The organism is Frankia sp. CeD, assembly GCF_000732115.1.
GTDB lineage: Bacteria > Actinomycetota > Actinomycetes > Frankiales > Frankiaceae > Frankia > Frankia casuarinae.
The window spans coordinates 52,879-68,784 of the sequence record NZ_JPGU01000016.1 but is presented as its reverse complement, the minus strand read 5'-3'; the positions used below and the strand labels follow the sequence as shown (position 1 = coordinate 68,784).

Genomic DNA, 15,906 nt, shown 5'->3' with positions numbered 1-15,906 from the left:
GTGCCAACCGTGCGTGCGACTGCCCGCCTCCCGAGGAGGCTACGGCCGATGAGTGGCAACTTCCCGTTCGGCTTCACGCCCGCTGGCGGCGGCGACGAGCCCCGGCCCCCCTTCGGTGGCGGCGCCCCGTTCTTTGCCGAGCTCGAACGGCTGCTGTCCTGGCATGGCGGTCCGGTCAACTGGGAGCTGGCCCGCCAGGTGGCCGTCAGGTCCCTCGGCGACACCGACTCCGCGGTGTCCACGGCCCAGCGGGAGCCGGTGAGCGAGGCGATACGGATCGCCGACGTCTGGCTCGACGCGGTGACCTCGCTGCCGGCCGGAGCCACGGCGGCGCAGGCCTGGTCGCGGCAGGAGTGGATCGAGAAGACCCTGCCGGTCTGGCAGACCCTCTGCGACCCGATCGCCACGAAGGTCGCCGAGGCGATGCGCACTGGGATCTCCAGCGGGCTGAACCACCTCGGTGGTGGCGGGATCGAGCTGCCGAGTGAGCTGCGCGGCGCGCTGCCCCCGGGGCTCGACCTCAGCGGGCTGATGGCCACCGGCGGCCCGATCATGCAGATGATGGACCGGGTCGGCGGGATGCTGTTCGGCGCCCAGGTGGGGCAGGCGATCGGCACCCTGGCCGCCGAGGTCGTCTCCTCCACTGAGGTCGGGCTGCCACTCGGACCGGTCGGGACCGCCGCCCTGATCCCGGCGGGTGTCGTCGCCTTCGGTCAGGGCCTGGAGATCCCCGAGGACGAGGTCCGCATCTACCTGGCGCTGCGGGAGGCCGCGTCCAGCCGGCTGTTCGCGCACGTCCCCTGGCTACGCGCCCACGTCCTGGGCGCGGTGGAGGAGTACGCCCGCGGCATCGCGGTGGATACCGAGGCCGTCGGACGGGTGATGCGGATGGTCGACCCGACGGCGTTGATGAACCCTGAACGGCTGTCGGAGGCGCTCGGCGAGGACGTGTTCAGCGACGCCACCACCCCCGAGCAGAAGGCCGCGCTCGCCCGTCTCGAACTGATCCTCGCGCTGATCGAGGGCTGGGTCGATCATGTGACGGACGCCGCGGCCACCGGTCATCTGCCGGCCGCGGGCAAACTGCGCGAGATGGTGCGGCGCCGTCGCGCCGAAGGCGGTCCGGGCGAGCAGACCTTCGCCACGCTGGTCGGTCTCTCCCTGCGGCCACGCAAGCTGCGGGAGGCCGCCGCCCTGTGGGAGGCGGTACGGGAGGCCCGGGGTCACGAGGGTCGCGACGCGCTGTGGGCGCATCCCGATCTGCTGCCCACCGCGGCAGATCTCGCCGCCCCGGAGGCGTTCGTGTCCGGCGCGTCGTCGAGCGCGCTCGACGACCCGATNGGTNAAATCGANAANCNCCGCGGCNCCCCNCCCGCCGATGGCGGATCCGACGGGCCGGACAACCCGGACAGGTAACCCGGACGGACCAGTGATGATCCACAGTTTCGTCCACAGCACGTCCACAGCGATCCACGGGTGTTCATCCTTCGCCGGTCGGACGTGCCACGCTGAGGATCCGCCGGTCGCCGTGACCGGCCCGTCCTGGTCCGATTCCCCGGCCTCAACCGGCCGGCGGGAACACCCGGAGGATCCATGCGCCCGATCCTCAAGCCGGGCCTGCGCCGGCTCTGGCACAACAGCTCCACCCTGCAGCTCGGTATCGACACCGCACGCGCCGTCATCCTCGCCGACCTGGCCCCGTCGGACGCCGCCCTGCTCGACGCCCTCGACGGCAGCCGCACGCTGGAGCAGCTGCGTCTCGATGGCACTCCCGCCGGCCGGGTCCTGCTCGACCTGCTCGCCGAGGCCGGTCTGCTGGACGACGCCACGGCGCCTCCCGGTGCGGCACCGCTGCCCGCGGTCGAGCATGACCGTCTGTCGCCCGACCTGGCGGCGCTGTCCCTGGTGTCGGAGGATCCGGCCGGTGCCCGCCGGGTCCTCGCCACCCGCCGGGCGATGCGGGTCCTCGTGCGCGGCGCCGGTCGCGTCGGTGCTCAGGTCGCGGCCCTGCTCGCCGCGGCCGGGATCGGTCGGGTCGTCATCGACGATCCCGAGGTGACGACCGCCGCCGACGTCTCCCCGGGCGGCCTGCGCCTCGACGACGTGGGGCGTCCCCGGTCCCTGGCCACCGGCGCGGCGGTGACCCGGGCCAGCCGGCAGGGCGCCGGGCACCGTCGGCCCGACGAGGACCGGTTCGCCGCGGATCTGATCGTGCTGGCTCCGGTCGGTCTGCCGATGATCCACCCTGGGGAGTGCCTCGATCTGGAAGGCCGAGGCACCGCCCATCTCGTGGCCGGAGTGCGGGAGACCACGGGGATCGTCGGTCCGCTCGTCGTGCCGACCGTGACCGCGTGCCTGCACTGCCAGCACCTCCACCGGTACTCCCGGAACCCGGTCTGGCCGGTGCTCGCCATGCAGATGGTCCACCGCCCGGCCACCGGGCCGGACGCCTGCGAGATCACCCTGGCGGGTCTTGTCGCCGCGCTCACCGCCATGCAGGCCCTGGCCTTTCTGGACCTCGCCGCCTCGCCTCCACCCGACCTATCCGCCCTATCTGCCCTATCTGCCCTATCTNCCCCNCCCGACCTGTCCGGCGTCACGGGACCCGCCCCGGGCCAACATCCCGACAACTCGGACCATCTGCCACCGACAGCAAGCAGCCATAATGAGACCTTCATTACATTGACTTCCCCGCGCACGGTCCTACCGGTGACCGCGGTCCTACCGGTGACCGCCGACGGCACGCTGGAGTTCACCGTTCCCGGCTGGCGGATTCGCCGACGCACCTGGCCGGTCCACCCCAACTGTCCCTGCCGCACCGCCCGATCGGCGGCCGCGTCGGCGGAGGCCTCTGCGCCGGTGGCACCCGCGTGACCGTTCCACCCCGCGGGCGGTCGCCGCGCCGGCGTCCTGGAGTCATTTGGCGTCCTGGAGTCATTACGCCTGGCCGGCACCCGTGACGACGCGGAACAGGGCACGATGGAGCAGTGTCCGAGATCCCACGGCGGGCCGTCGTCCGCACCGCCAAGCTGGCCACGCTTCCCATCGGAATAGCCGGCCGAGCCACCCTCGGCGTCGGCAAACGCATCGGTGGTCGCCCCGCCGAGGCCGTCGCCTCCGAGCTCCAGCAGCGCACCGCCGCGCAGATCTTCCGGGTGCTCGGGGAGCTCAAGGGTGGCGCCATGAAACTGGGCCAGGCGCTGTCCGTCTTCGAGGCGGTGCTTCCCGACGACGTCGCCGGGCCATACCGGGCGGCGCTGACCAGGCTGCAGGAGGCGGCGCCCCCGCTGCCGGCGGCAGTGGTGCACCGCGTGCTCGCCGAGGAGCTCGGAGCGGACTGGCGCTCGCTGTTCACGAGCTTCGACGACGTTCCGGCAGCGGCGGCCAGCATCGGCCAGGTGCATCGGGCGGTCTGGGCTGACGGCCGAGCCGTCGCGGTGAAGGTGCAGTATCCGGGAGCGGGTCCCGCTCTGCTCGCCGATCTCACCCAGCTCGGCCGGGCCGCTCGGCTGTTCGGCGCGGTCACTCCCGGATTGGACATCAAGCCGCTGGTCGAGGAGCTCAAGGCCCGAATCGCCGAGGAGCTCGACTATCGGTTGGAGGCCGCCTGGCAGGGGGCCTTCGCCGAGGCGTACGCGGACGACCCGGACGTCGTCATCCCCCGGCCGCTGGCCGGTTCTGGCCGGGTGCTCGTGAGCGAGTGGATCGAGGGAATACCCCTGTCCGTCATCATCGCGGACGGTACCCCGCAGCAGCGCGACACCGCCGGCCTGCTGCTCGTGCGGTTTCTCTATTCCTGCCCGGGTCGCGCCGGTCTGCTGCACGCTGATCCGCATCCCGGCAACTTCCGCCTGCTGTCCGACGGGCGGCTCGGCGTCCTGGACTTCGGCGCCGTGAACCGCCTGCCGGACGGCCTGCCGGCGCCGATCGGCCGGCTGGCTCGACAGACCCTGGCCGGGGACGCCGACGCCGTCGAGCAGGGACTGCGCCGCGAGGGCTTCATCCCGCCGTCGGCCGAAATCCGAGCCGAGGACCTGCTGGATTATCTGGCCCCGATGCTGGAGCCGATCGCGGTGGAGGAGTTCACCTTCTCCCGAGGCTGGCTGCGCAAGGAGGCCGCCAGGCTCGGAGACTGGCGGTCGGCGGCGGCACAGCTCGGTCGCCAGCTCAATCTGCCGCCGTCGTACCTGCTCATCCACCGGGTGACACTCGGCGCGATCGGCATCCTGTGCCAGCTGGGCAGCACCGGCCGCTTCCGGGACGAGATGGAGCGCTGGCAACCCGGGTTCGCCGAACCGGGGACGGCGACCGCCCGCGCGGCCGAGGACGCCAACCGGCCCGGTCGTCCCCTGCCCGCTCTCCCCGTCCAGGACGAGGCCGGAATCGTCCGGCCGCTGGACGGCCCGGTCGTTCTGGCCGGCGGGTTGCCCGGCCCGCGCAAACCCCGCAGACCAGGACGGACCGGCAGGACGACCAAGGCCCGCAAGGCCGGGAGGTCGGCGGCCGACACCGCTCCGGCGACTGCCGACGACCTGGCCACCGCCCCCGCGGCGCTGCCCCTACAGGCCGAGCCGGCCGAACCGAGCCGGCCCTCTACCCCGGCGAACCGCTCCGCCGCGGCTCGACCCGGGTCGGGCCGCAAGGCCGCCCCGCGCCGGGCACCGGACGAGGAGTCGTTCTCCGACCCCGCAACCGTGACCGACGCTTATTGACGGGCTGGCCCGGCGGGTCAACCCCCCGGCTGCTCGACGATGTCAACGATGTCGACGCCGAGGTACAGGAAGCCGTATCCCTCGTCCCGGAAACGCACCCCGGCGGCGCGCAGCGCAGCCCCCCAGTCGCCCTGGCAGGTGGGATCCGCCGCCTCCGAGCCGTGGTCGGCGGTCAGCAGGATCGCGGTCTCGGCCAGCAGATCCCGCTCGGCGAGCAGGTCGAGGAAGGCGCACAACCGGGCGTCCGCGTCCCGCAGCGCGGCGCGGGCCTGCTCGGAGTACGGGCCGCCCCCGTGATGCCCGGTGTCGGTGATGGTGGTGTTCCACCACATCAGGTCCGGGGGCACCGCGTCCGCCGCCCAGAGCTGCTGGACCTGCGCGAGGCCGAGCGCGTCCACCCGGGTGGACCAGGCATAGTCGGCGTTCTCCCCTACCCAGCGGGCGGTGGCGTGCGGGTCGCCGTCGGCCGCAGGCAGGTAGNCCCCCATATCGCCGGCCCCGCCGTGGTTACCGGCGGCCCGCACGAGCCCGAAGGTCGAGTAGTCCGCACCCCGGTCGACCGGTTCGTTCACGCAGGCGCTGGTCGCCCCGGGTCGGTCGCGCGCGAGGGCCTCGAACAGCGTCTCCACCCCGTCCCGAAGCTGATCGCACGCGGAATGCCAGGTCCGCACGTCGTTGACGATGACCTGCTCGCCGGTCGCCCGGTCGAAGTACACGTTGTGCAGGATGCCGTGCCGGCCCGGCCCGACTCCGGTGAGCGCGGAGGTGTGGTTGGTCAACGTGACGCTGGGGAACTCGGCGATCGCGCCGCCGGTCAGGGCCGTCCCGGTGGCAAGCAGACGCGCGACCCCCGGCAGCTCGCCGGCGTGCGCGAGGTGCAGGACGTCGTTGCTGTTGGCCCCGTCCCAGAGCAGGCCGACGACGTGCCGGGCCCCTGGCCCCACCAGATCGGTGAGCGGCGTCCCCTCCACATCCGCCATGGTCACGCCGGCGAGGGCCGCGAGGGTGGGTCCGATGTCGATGACCCGCGCCGGACAGGATCAGCGGAGCCCGGGACTGGCCGGCATCCAACGATCCGTGCTCACCCAGGTGGCCGCCGCGGTCGGGCCAGTAGTGCCGGGGGGTGTGTACGACGATCAGATCGGGTGAACGGCTGGGATCGGCGAAGGCGGACAGCAGTCGCCGTCCGGCGAACGGGTAGGAGTTGCGCTCGTTCGGTGGTGACGGGTCGGCGAGCGCCGCCGCGAGCGGCACGCCGTGCATCGGATCCTCCGACCCGAGCGGATCACGCCCGAAGCGAAGTTCCCGGGGACCGTCCGGATCGGCCACCGGCAACCGCGACGAACCGATCGCGTTCGCCACGTAGAGCCAGCCGGAATCGACCCAGGCCACGAGATCCACGATCGCGGCCAGCTCGGGACCGGTGAGGATGGCAACGGCCAGAGAAAGATCGTCGGATGCGGCCAGTCCCGGCGCTCCGGCCGGACCCGCACCTGTGGACACCGGGTAGACACGCTCGCTGCTGGGCACGCCGGAACAGTACCGGGGCCGCAGGCACCAGCGGAAGAAAAGCGCGGCAACACCGGTGGGCGGAACACCGACGATCCGGTGTCCCGCCCGTGCTGGTGCGGCGATGCCACCGCCGCCCCCGTGTGATCAACGGGTGGCACGGGGGCTCAGGCGGCGACCTCTTCTTCCTTGCGCTCCTTGCGCGGACGGCCGCGGGGCCGCTTACGCGGGACGACGCTGCCGGTCACCAGCAGTTCGCCGCCCCACACTCCCCAGGGCTCGGCACGGTCCAGCGCGGCGGACAGGCACGCCGCCCGGATGGGACAGGTCCGGCAGACGGCCTTGGCGGTCTCCACGTCCGCCGGGGACTCAGCGAAGAACATGTCAGGATCTACGTCCCAGCAGGGCAGGACGAGACGATCCCGCTCGATCCGGGAAACGACCGAGGGGTCGAACACCGATGTCACCTCCGAGACAGGTTGGTCTTCGGGTGGGATGAAGGAAGCGAAACGACAAAGGCCGCAGTCCCCATCGGGATCCGCGGCCTCGGATTCGGCTCCAGTCGGCGCTAGTCCAGGAGCGGATCGTGGGCGGATCCCCGGAAGGTGAAGTGACGGTGTGCATAGCCGGACGCCAGCGCCACGCCCCCCGCCGGGTTCGGGAACGCGGACTCCTGGGCCGACAGATCATCGGCTTGGACCGTGGGGACGGCGGCGGACGTGCCACGGCCTGCGGACGCACCGACGACGGCACCGATGGCGGCACTCATCAATGCCGCGCCGTGCCGGTTCTCCCACGGACGGGTGATCTCGGCGACAGCTCTGTCCATCACGATGCTGAACACGACGAAATCACCTCCTTCTCTGTGGGCTCGGGAGTCCGTGGGCTCGGGAGTCCGTGGGACCCGGAGTCCGTGGGACCCGGACGGGTGTCACTCCACATGCCCGCTTCAGGCGTCCTCGGTAACGGTAGAAGCTCGCCGCGCGAACCACAACATATTTTCTGTGTTGCGCCGCGAACACTTCCAGTTACGAAGCGTCGGGCGGCGTGTCGGACCCCAGTGACTCCACCACCGGCGGCGACCCGACCGGCGGCGACCCGACCGGCGGCGACCCGACCGGCGGCGTGCGCCCCGCGACGAGGGCGAGTACCTCCTCCCCGTAACGGTCGAGTTTGGCCTGTCCGATGCCGGGCAGCCGCACGAGCTCGGCCACCGTGCCCGGCCGGCTCTCGGCGATCGCCTGCAGCGTGGCGTCGGTGAAGACGACGAAGGCCGGTGCCCCCTGTTCCTTCGCCCGCGCCGAACGCCACACCCGCAGGCGCTCGAACAGCGCGGCGTCGACGTCGCCGGGGCAGCCCTCGCAGCGCCCGACCCGCGCGTGCACACCCGTCAACGACCGGCCGCACGTCCGGCACCGCACCGCCGACCTGCTCCGGGACCGACCCGGGCCGGTCTCCTCCGCCCCGGCCACGGGCCTCGTGCCCTCGCCTCGCCCCCCGTGGCGGACGCCGGCCGCGGACTCCCGGCGCATCGGACGCAGATCGTCGAGGAAGCGAGACGGCCGCCTCGACCGCCGGCCGCCCTCCGCCCGGGACAGCGCCCAGGACAGGACGAGGTGCCTACGGGCCCTGGTCACCCCGACGTAGAGCAGGCGACGTTCCTCGGCGATCTGCTCGGCGGTCCTGGCATGGACGAGGGGAAGCGTGNCCTCGGTCAGCCCGACGAGGAACACCGCATCCCATTCCAGGCCCTTGGCGGTGTGCAGGGTCGACAGGGTCACCCCCTGCACCGTCGGCTGATGCTCGTGGGTCGCGCGGTCGCCGAGCTCGGCGACGAAGGCCTCGAGGTCGGCCTCGGGCGAACGGGCGGCGAGATCGCCGGCCAGCCGGTGCAGCGCGGCGAGGTTCTCCCACTGTTCCCGCTCGGCGCCCGAGCCCACCGTCGGCTGGTCCGCCCGCCAGCCGAGCGCCGCGAGGATGTCGGCGACAGCGGCCGTGAGTCCCTCCGGGCGGTCGGTGTCGGCGGAGCGCACCGCGGCCCGCAGCAACCTCATGGCCGCGACGACCTCGGTCCGCTCGAAGAACTTCTCCCCGCCCCGGAGCAGGTAGGCGATACCGGCCCCGCCGATCGCCGCCTCATACGCCTCGGACTGGGCATTCGTGCGGTACAGCACGGCGATCTCACTCGCCGGCACGCCCTGGTCGAGCAGCCGGCGGATCCGGGACGCCACCGCGGCGGCTTCCGCCGGCTCGCTGTCGCACTCCAGCCACACCGGGGCGGGACCGTCCGGGCGAGCGGCGACGAGGCGGGCCGCCGGGGCCGCCCGCATCAGGGTGTTCGCGAGTCCGACCACCTGGGGGGTGGACCGGTAGTCTCGGATCAGACGCACCACGGCCGCGTCCGGGAACCGGCGCGGGAATCCGAGCAGGTGCTCGGGCGACGCCCCGGTGAACGAATAGATCGTCTGATGGGGGTCCCCGACGACACAGAGGCTGTCGCGCTCCCCCAGCCAGGCGTCGAGGACACGCTGTTGCAGGTCGTTGACATCCTGATACTCGTCAACGACGAAATGGCGGTATCTGGCCCTCACCTCGGCCGCGACCCAGCTGTGCTCCTCGATCATCGCCGCGGTCAGCAGCAGCAGATCCTCCATGTCGATCACACCGGCGTCGCGCTTGACCTCCTCGTACGCGGCGTAGAGCCGGGCGACCGTCTCGGGGGGAGCGGCGGTCTCCCGCCCGCTCGCCGCCGCCATCCGGGCGTAGTCCGCCGGGGTCACAAGCGTCGTCTTCGCCCACTCGACCTCCGAGGTGAGGTCGCGCAGCTCGGCCCGGTCCGGCCGCAGGTGCAGGCGGGCGGCCGCCCGCACCACGTACGGGATCTTGCTCTTCTCCACCTTGGGCAGCGCGACCCCGGCGACCGACGGCCAGAAGTACAACAGTTGCTTGAGAGCCGCGGAATGGAACGTCCTGGCCTGCACTCCATCGACACCCATGGCCCGCAACCGGCCGCGCAGCTCTCCCGCAGCCCTGGCCGTGAAGGTCACCGCCAGGATCTGGCCCGGCCCGACCCCCCCCTGCGCGACCATGTGCGCGACTCGATGGGTGATGGTGCGTGTCTTACCTGTACCGGCGCCGGCGAGGATGCAGACCGGTCCGAGCGGGGCTCCGGCCGCGGCCCGCTGTTCGGGATCGAGCGCGGCGAGCAGATCGTTGCCCGATCGCACACGGGCGGCCTGGGCGGCGAGGGCAGGCGGTCCGGACATCATCCGATACGGTAGTCCCCGCCGCGCGGCGGGAACCGACGGCGCCGCGGTGGGGTTACATGAACCGTTGTGTCACCAGCGGCTTGGAGGCCCTTTCGTGCTCACGATCTACACGACTTCCTGGTGTGGCTACTGTGTTCGGCTGAAGCGCCAACTCGACCATGCCGGCATCGAGTACACGACCGTTGATATCGAGCAGGACCCGACAGCAGAGCAACGTGTCCGCGATGCGAACAACGGGAACGCGACCGTGCCGACCGTGCTCTTTCCCGATGGCACTGTGATGACGAACCCGAGCCTTCGCCAAGTCACAGAGAAGGCCACTTCTGCCGCATAACGGATACGTAGAGCAACGACATCTCGGGAGTTCTTACCTTCCCACTGCACACGCGGCCGGCTCGTGGGACGGTGTCCGTTACTGCCCGTGAAGTTTGTGGGAGAGTTCGGCCTGTGTCGTCAGCACCTTCAGAACAGGCGTGGAGCACCGTCGATGCCGCGCTGCGGGCCGCCAGTGCCCTTCACCGGATGGAGACGGCCTGTTTCGTCGTGGTATCGACGACGACCGCGAGCTATCTCCGGGTAACAGGTCCCTCCCCTGGTCTCGACGAGGGAACGCACTATCCCCGGGGGGACAGCCTGGTCGCCCGCGTGCTCGACGGCACGCCCGCCACGGCGTCCGGTCTTGACCCGACGCACGCCGGATCCGACACGGCCGAATACCGCCAGCTCGGGATACGCAGCCATGTCACGATGCCGGTGGTCCGCACGGACGGTCGGCTGGTGGGCCTCCTCGTCGGCCTGGACCGTAGCAAGGTGATCGTATCGGCCGACATCCTGGCCCTGCTGCGCGGGGTAGCCGATGCACTCGCGGTCACCGGGGACGTTCCCGCGCCGAGCCCGCCGACGGTCTCCGCGAACGGTCCCCGCCCGCCCGGCGGCCCGCCCCCGCCGGGCCCACCGGCGACCCCGCGCCCACCGGGGCGGATACCCACCCCGCAGACCATCGCGCGGGCGGCCCGACCCGGACCGCCGGGCCGGGCCGGGCCGGACCGGCCCGGACCGCCGTCCGCGGCGGGCGGAACCGGGGCGGGAACCGGCCCCCNCCGGACCCCCTCGGACATGCGCCTTCGACGTACTCCCGCCGGGTGGGTCGTGGAGGGCCCCGGAGCCGAGATCCGGCCGGTCGGCGACCTCCTCTCGGCAATGGTGCTCGCCGATCTGCTGGCCGAGGATCTCGCCCCGCCCGGCCGACCCCGCCGCCCCGATCGTGACCTGAGCGAGGTCGAGCAGCTCCGGCTGTCCGTCGTCCAGCTGGAACACGCGCTGGCCTCCCGCGTAATCGTGGAACAGGCCATCGGGGTCCTCGCCGAACGTAACCACATCCGCCCGCGGGAGGCCTTCGAGCGGCTGCGGCGCACCGCTCGCGGAATGGGACGCAGGGTGCACGATCTGGCTCGGCAGGTGGTCGATTCGGTTGGCGACCCACGCGCCGTGCTACCGGGCGAGCTCGGTGGGCGGGGCGGCAATCCACCGGGCGGTGGACCACCGGCACCGGGCCCCGGCGGCGGCGCGCCCCGCCCCGCGCCCCCGCGTCCCACCTCCACCAGGCGCTGAGCACGCCCCGCCGGGAGCGGGACCCCCGGGAGCGGGACCCCCGGGAGCGGGACGGGCCCGGTGCTCAGGTCGCGACGATGCCCAGTGCCCCCACGGTCGCGGAAATCCTGGCCGCGTCCCCGACGAGCACCGTGATCAGCTTTGCCGNGGCAAGCAGGTCCGCGGACACCGCCTGGATGTCGCCCACGCCGACCTCGGCGAGGGCGCGCGGGTGATCACGCAGGTACTCGACCCCGATCCCGGCCCCGGCCAGCGCCGACAGCGTCGAGGCGAGACCGGCGGCGGTCGCGCTGCCCAGTGCCAACGTGCCAACGGCGTATTGGCGGGCGGCGTCGAGCTCCTCCTCNCTGGGCGGNAGAANCGCCATCCGCCCGAGCTCGTAGAAGATCTCCAGCAACGCGGGCCCGGTCACCTCGGTGGCGACGTCCGCTGCGACGGTGAACCGTGACCCTGCCTGGTAGTGATCGATCGAGCTGCGCGGGGAGTAGGTGTAGCCCTTGTCCTCGCGGATGTTGTTGACCAGCCGGGAACTGAAGTAACCACCGAAGATGGTGCTCGCCAGCCGCTGCGCCGGGTATCCGGCCGCGGAACGGCCCAGGGCCGGTCCGCCCAGCCTGATGTTGGTCTGCACGGCACCCGGACGGTCGACGATGACGATCGGGCCGGTGGTGAGGGCTGGGACCGGCGGGACGGTCCGCGCGGGCCCGCCCGTCCAACCGCCGAGCGCGGCGGAGACCGCCGCGAGAGCACGCGGCGCCGGCACGTCCCCGACCAGGGTGAGGATCGCGCCGGCCGGGGAGATCAGTTCGGCGTGCAGGGCCCGTACGTCCTCGGGGCCGACCTGTCCGACGGTCTCCGGCTCGGCGATGCCGGTGGCGTAGGGGTGGTCACCGAAGAGCCGGCCGAGCAGCGCCTCCCGGGCGATGACCGCGGGCTGGCTACAGGCGATCGCCGTGTCCTCGACGATCCGGTCGCGTTCGCCGGTGACCTCGTCGTCCGGGTAGGTGGCGCTGAGGAGCACCTCGGCCATGATTCCCAACAAGGGTTCGAGGTTCACCGCAAGGGCGGAACCGACGATGGCCAGCCGGTCGGCGTCAACCCCCGTCGACAACGATCCGCCCAGGCGCTGGACCTCGGTGGCCAGGCCCACCCGGTCGAAGCGGTGTGATCCGGTGAACAGCGTCTCCGCGAGCACCTCGGCCCGGGCCTGGTGCACGGCGCCGACGCCGGCGAAGGGGATCCGCAGCCGCACCTCGACCAGGGGCACACTGGCCCGCTCCACCACCAGCACCCGCAGACCGTTGTCGAGAGTGTGGTCGGTGACGGCCGGCAACTCCGCCGGGACGGTCGGGCGCACGGCCGGGATGACCGCCGCCCGGGTGGTCGTCGAGCTCAGCGCGCTGCCGCTCATGAGGCGGCGCCGGCACGCAGCTCCAGGACCGAGCGGCCCTGGTCGAGAAGCGTCCGGGCGGCCGCGGCGACGGCCTGCCCGGTCACCGCGGACAGTTCCGCGGGCAGTTCGTTCACCAACTCGGGACGTCCCCGTTGCAGCTCATGCACGGCCATGGCGAGTGCCCGTCCCAGCGCGTCGTCGGACTCACGCAGCAGCGAGGACGCCACCCGCGCCTGCACCCGCTCCAGCTCGCCGTCCGCCAGGCCCTCGCCCGCCAGCCGCGCCAGTTCCTCGTCGACGGCGGCGAGGACGGCGTCCGCGCTCGCGTCCTCGGACTGGCGGGCCTCCAGGGTCAGCAGCAGCGGGTCACGCTGCTCGAACGGATCCCCGAAGGTGCCAAGGTAGGTGCTCACACCGATGACCGAGCGATCCTTCTGCACCAGGCGGCGTTCGAGCCGGCTGGCGTCGCCGTCGCTGAGGATCTCGGTGAGCAGGTAGTAGGACAGGTAGGTGGACAGGTCTCCGATCGGGTCGGGCACCCGGTAGCCGACCGCCAGGGCGGCGCGCGGCGCGAGCGGGTCGGTCAGCACCGCCCGGCGCTCGGTGCTCGGCACCGGCTCGGCGAAACTCACCCGCGTCGGCACCGAGCGGGCGGGGATGTCACCGAAGTACCGGTGGACGAAGGTGAGCGTCTCCTCCGGGTCGATGTCGCCGACGATGGTCAGCACGGCGTTGCCCGGTGCGTAGTACTTGTCGAAGAAGTCCTCGGCGTCGTCCAAGCTCGCGGCCTCGAGCTCGGAGAAATCCCCGTAGCCGTTGTGGGCGTTCGGAAAGGTGTCGAACGCGACCGGCGGCAGCTTGATCCAGGGAAATCCCCCGTAGGGGCGGTTCAGGACGTTGACCCGGATCTCCTCCTGCACCACGGCGATCTGGTTGTCCAGGTTCTGGCGGGTGATCTTCGGCGCCCGCATCCGGTCCGCCTCCAGGAACAGGGCCAGTTCGAGCGCCCCGGCCGGGAGCAGCTCGAAATAGTCCGTGTAGTCCGGGTGCGTCGATCCGTTGAAGATTCCGCCGGCGGCCTGGACGTGCTTCGGATGCTCGGCCTTACCGACGTTCTCGCTGCCCTGGAACATCAGGTGCTCGAACAGGTGAGCGAATCCGGTACGGCCCTCGGGCTCGGATCGAAACCCGACGTCGTAGTGCACCGAGACGGCCACCACCGGCGCGGTGTGGTCGGGGGCGAGCAGCACGCGCAGGCCGTTACCGAGCCGGGTCCGCTCGATCGGATAGGAGGATGCCGGCAGGGCCGACTTCACCGCGGTGGACGCGGCCGGGCCGGGTTCTCTAGGCGGGGACACAGTTGCCAACGCTACTGCCCNGCGGGCCGCGCCGGTGGCGAAGAGGACGCCCATCCCAAGTCATGGCCACGGGAGGCCGTGCCCCGACCCGCCCGGGACCGATTCCGCCGGCCGTCGGCGACGACCACGGGCGGCCCCGCCCAGACGACGAGGTGCGGGAGATTGCGACGGTCGGGCGGCAAACTGTCCTCANGGGACAGTTTCCAGCCGGGCTGAGCGAGATCCTCGCTGCCGAGTTCGACGCTCTGGGTGAAGAGATTATCGCCGCGATCGCCCGGGAGGTTCCCGCCTACGCGCGCCCGCTGGAGGGCAAGTTCGGCCATGGGGTGCGCCGCGGAGTCGACGAGGCGTTGTTCCGCTTCCTCAGCCTGGTCGAGGCCGGTCCCCACTGCACTGTCGACCTCGCCGCCAGCCGGGAGGTTTATGTCCGTCTCGGCCGCGGCGAGGTGTACGCGGGACGGTCGTTGGACAACCTGCTGAGCGCCTACCGGGTGGGCGCCCGCGTCTCCTGGCGGCGCCTCGGGGAGGCGGCGGCCCGCCGCGGCGGGCTGGACGGCCCGGCGCTGGTGTCCCTCGCCGAGATGATGTTCGCCTACATCGACGGCATCTCCGCGGCCTCCGCCGAGGGCTACGCCTCCGAGCAGTACACCGCGGCCGGTGAACTGGAGCGGCTGTGGGACCGGCTGGGCGAGATGCTGCTGTCCGGCGCGGCCGGCGGGGCGATCGCGCAGGTCGCCCGTTCCGGCAACGTGCGGCTGCCCGGCCGGCTGGCCGCCGTGCTCGTCCCCGCCCCGACCGGCTCCGCGGCCACCCACCCGGCTGACGGCGAAGCCGACCACGAGGCCGACCACGAGGCCGACCACGAGGCCGACCACGAGGCCGACCCCTGGGCAGGCTCGCTCCCCTCCCGGTTGCCCTCGGGCTGCCCCCGCGCCGTGCAGGGGGCAGACATCTGGGTGTTCGTCGGCTCAACCGAGCGGGCGGCCACCCGGGCGGCACTGGCGAAACAGCTCGCCGGGCTCGCCGCGGTGGTGGGACCGGCCGTGCCGTGGGGTCAGGCGGCGGCGAGCGCGGCGCGGGCGAGGTTCGCCTGCGATGCCCGCAGCGCCGGGCGGCTTCGCGGTATCGCCGCGGCCGACCCCCTGTTCACCGACGAACATCTCAGCGCCCTGCTGCTGGCCAGCGACCCCGGGCTCATCACCGACCTCGCGTCCCGCCGGCTCGCCCCCCTTGACGGGCTGCCCGACCGGACCAGGGAACGGCTGGCCGAGACCCTCCTGCACTGGCTGACCCTGCGGGGGCAGCGCGGGCTGATCGCCGAGCGGTTGCACATCCATCCGCAGACCGTCCGCTACCGGGTCAACCAGCTTCGCGAGCTGTTCGGACCATGTCTGGAGGACCCTGACACCCGCTTCGATCTCGAACTGGTGCTGCGCGCCGGGGGCGCCGAGGACGTGGCCACCGACCCGGTGAGCGCCGCGGTCCGCGAGGACACGGACGAGGGCCGGGGCCCGGGCTCCCGCCGTCCCGCGGCGGTGCGGGGNCGGCCACTCGGGCCGTGACGGACCCCGCATCCGATACGGTCCAGGCGTGCGGCTGGGCTCCTTCAACATCATGCACGGCCTGTCGCTCACGGATGGGACGGTCGAGCCCGCCCGCTTCGCCGCGGCCGTCTCCGCTCTCGGCGTGGACGTCCTCGGGCTCCAGGAGGTCGATCTCGACCAGCCACGATCGGGTGGGCTGGACCTCGCCGCGGAGGCGGCGGCGATGATCGGAGCCGGCGACGACGACTGGCGGTTCGTCCCCACCGTCTTCGGCACGCCCGGCGTGGGCTGGCGGCCGGCTGACGGGCAGCGCCGGGACGACGAGCCGGCGTACGGCATCGCTCTGATCAGCCGGCTGCCCGTCCGTGAGTGGCGAGTGATCGACCTCGGCCGGGCGCCGGTGCGGTCCCCGATCGCGATACCGGGGGGTCCGGACAGGCGGGGNCGNCTGATCATGCTCGACGACGAGCCGCGGGCCGCGATCGCCGCGCGGGNGGAGNCGGCCGNGNG

General features: G+C 72.4%; 13 protein-coding genes. 7 read left to right on the top strand and 6 right to left on the bottom strand.

The window, feature by feature from the left end; translation table 11 throughout:
• Positions 1-48 precede the first annotated feature (48 nt).
• The 3 genes from CED_RS11320 (at position 49) to CED_RS11310 (ending at position 4,712) form a co-directional block, all read left to right on the top strand.
• The gene (locus CED_RS11320; RefSeq protein WP_035910387.1) at positions 49-1,416 is read left to right on the top strand and encodes a zinc-dependent metalloprotease; all 1,368 of its coding nucleotides are present in this window, start codon (positions 49-51) and stop codon (positions 1,414-1,416) included.
• A 177-nt stretch (positions 1,417-1,593) separates the two neighbouring features.
• Complete coding sequence (locus CED_RS11315) at positions 1,594-2,874, top strand: ThiF family adenylyltransferase (RefSeq protein WP_035910385.1); 1,281 nt, start codon at positions 1,594-1,596, stop codon at positions 2,872-2,874.
• A 113-nt stretch (positions 2,875-2,987) separates the two neighbouring features.
• Positions 2,988-4,712 carry an AarF/ABC1/UbiB kinase family protein gene (locus tag CED_RS11310; RefSeq protein WP_023841364.1) on the top strand — a complete coding sequence of 575 codons (1,725 nt, stop codon included), beginning with the start codon at positions 2,988-2,990 and terminating at the stop codon, positions 4,710-4,712.
• 17 nt (positions 4,713-4,729) lie between these two features.
• Here the strand turns inward: CED_RS11310 and CED_RS26165 are convergent, their stop codons facing one another.
• From CED_RS26165 to CED_RS11290, 4 genes are all read right to left on the bottom strand, one after another.
• Positions 4,730-5,692 (bottom strand): alkaline phosphatase family protein, encoded by a 963-nt coding sequence (locus CED_RS26165; protein WP_369807821.1) that lies wholly within the window; start codon positions 5,690-5,692, stop codon positions 4,730-4,732.
• A gap of 696 nt (positions 5,693-6,388) precedes the next feature.
• Positions 6,389-6,679 carry a WhiB family transcriptional regulator gene (locus tag CED_RS11300; protein WP_011438164.1) on the bottom strand — a complete coding sequence of 97 codons (291 nt, stop codon included), beginning with the start codon at positions 6,677-6,679 and terminating at the stop codon, positions 6,389-6,391.
• Positions 6,680-6,789: 110 nt separating this feature from the next.
• Entirely contained in the window at positions 6,790-7,065 is a 276-nt protein-coding gene (locus CED_RS11295; protein WP_011438165.1) for a hypothetical protein, read from the bottom strand.
• A 184-nt stretch (positions 7,066-7,249) separates the two neighbouring features.
• Entirely contained in the window at positions 7,250-9,490 is a 2,241-nt protein-coding gene (locus tag CED_RS11290; RefSeq protein ID WP_035910383.1) for an ATP-dependent DNA helicase UvrD2, read from the bottom strand.
• A 94-nt stretch (positions 9,491-9,584) separates the two neighbouring features.
• Here CED_RS11290 and CED_RS11285 point away from each other — a divergent pair, with 94 nt between their 5' ends.
• Complete coding sequence (locus CED_RS11285; RefSeq protein ID WP_011438167.1) at positions 9,585-9,824, top strand: mycoredoxin; 240 nt, start codon at positions 9,585-9,587, stop codon at positions 9,822-9,824.
• Positions 9,825-9,937: 113 nt separating this feature from the next.
• On the top strand, positions 9,938-11,101 hold the full coding sequence (locus tag CED_RS11280) for a GAF and ANTAR domain-containing protein (RefSeq protein WP_035910381.1): 1,164 nt from the start codon (positions 9,938-9,940) through the stop codon (positions 11,099-11,101).
• A gap of 64 nt (positions 11,102-11,165) precedes the next feature.
• On the opposite strand, the gene CED_RS11275 is transcribed toward CED_RS11280, so the two are convergent.
• Together CED_RS11275 and CED_RS11270 are read right to left on the bottom strand one after the other, a co-directional pair.
• Positions 11,166-12,512, bottom strand: a complete 1,347-nt coding sequence (locus CED_RS11275; protein WP_035910379.1) for a pitrilysin family protein — start codon at positions 12,510-12,512, stop codon at positions 11,166-11,168.
• Positions 12,509-13,810 (bottom strand): pitrilysin family protein, encoded by a 1,302-nt coding sequence (locus CED_RS11270; protein WP_011438170.1) that lies wholly within the window; start codon positions 13,808-13,810, stop codon positions 12,509-12,511. The genes CED_RS11275 and CED_RS11270 overlap by 4 nt, the downstream gene beginning before the upstream one ends.
• Positions 13,811-13,914: 104 nt before the next feature.
• On the opposite strand from CED_RS11270, the gene CED_RS11265 reads away from it, so the two are divergent.
• Both CED_RS11265 and CED_RS25295 read left to right on the top strand, forming a co-directional pair.
• Entirely contained in the window at positions 13,915-15,414 is a 1,500-nt protein-coding gene (locus CED_RS11265) for a helix-turn-helix domain-containing protein (RefSeq protein WP_035910376.1), read from the top strand.
• 28 nt (positions 15,415-15,442) lie between these two features.
• Positions 15,443-15,906: endonuclease/exonuclease/phosphatase family protein (locus CED_RS25295; RefSeq protein ID WP_235187029.1), on the top strand; the 464-nt coding region annotated here is incomplete at its 3' end.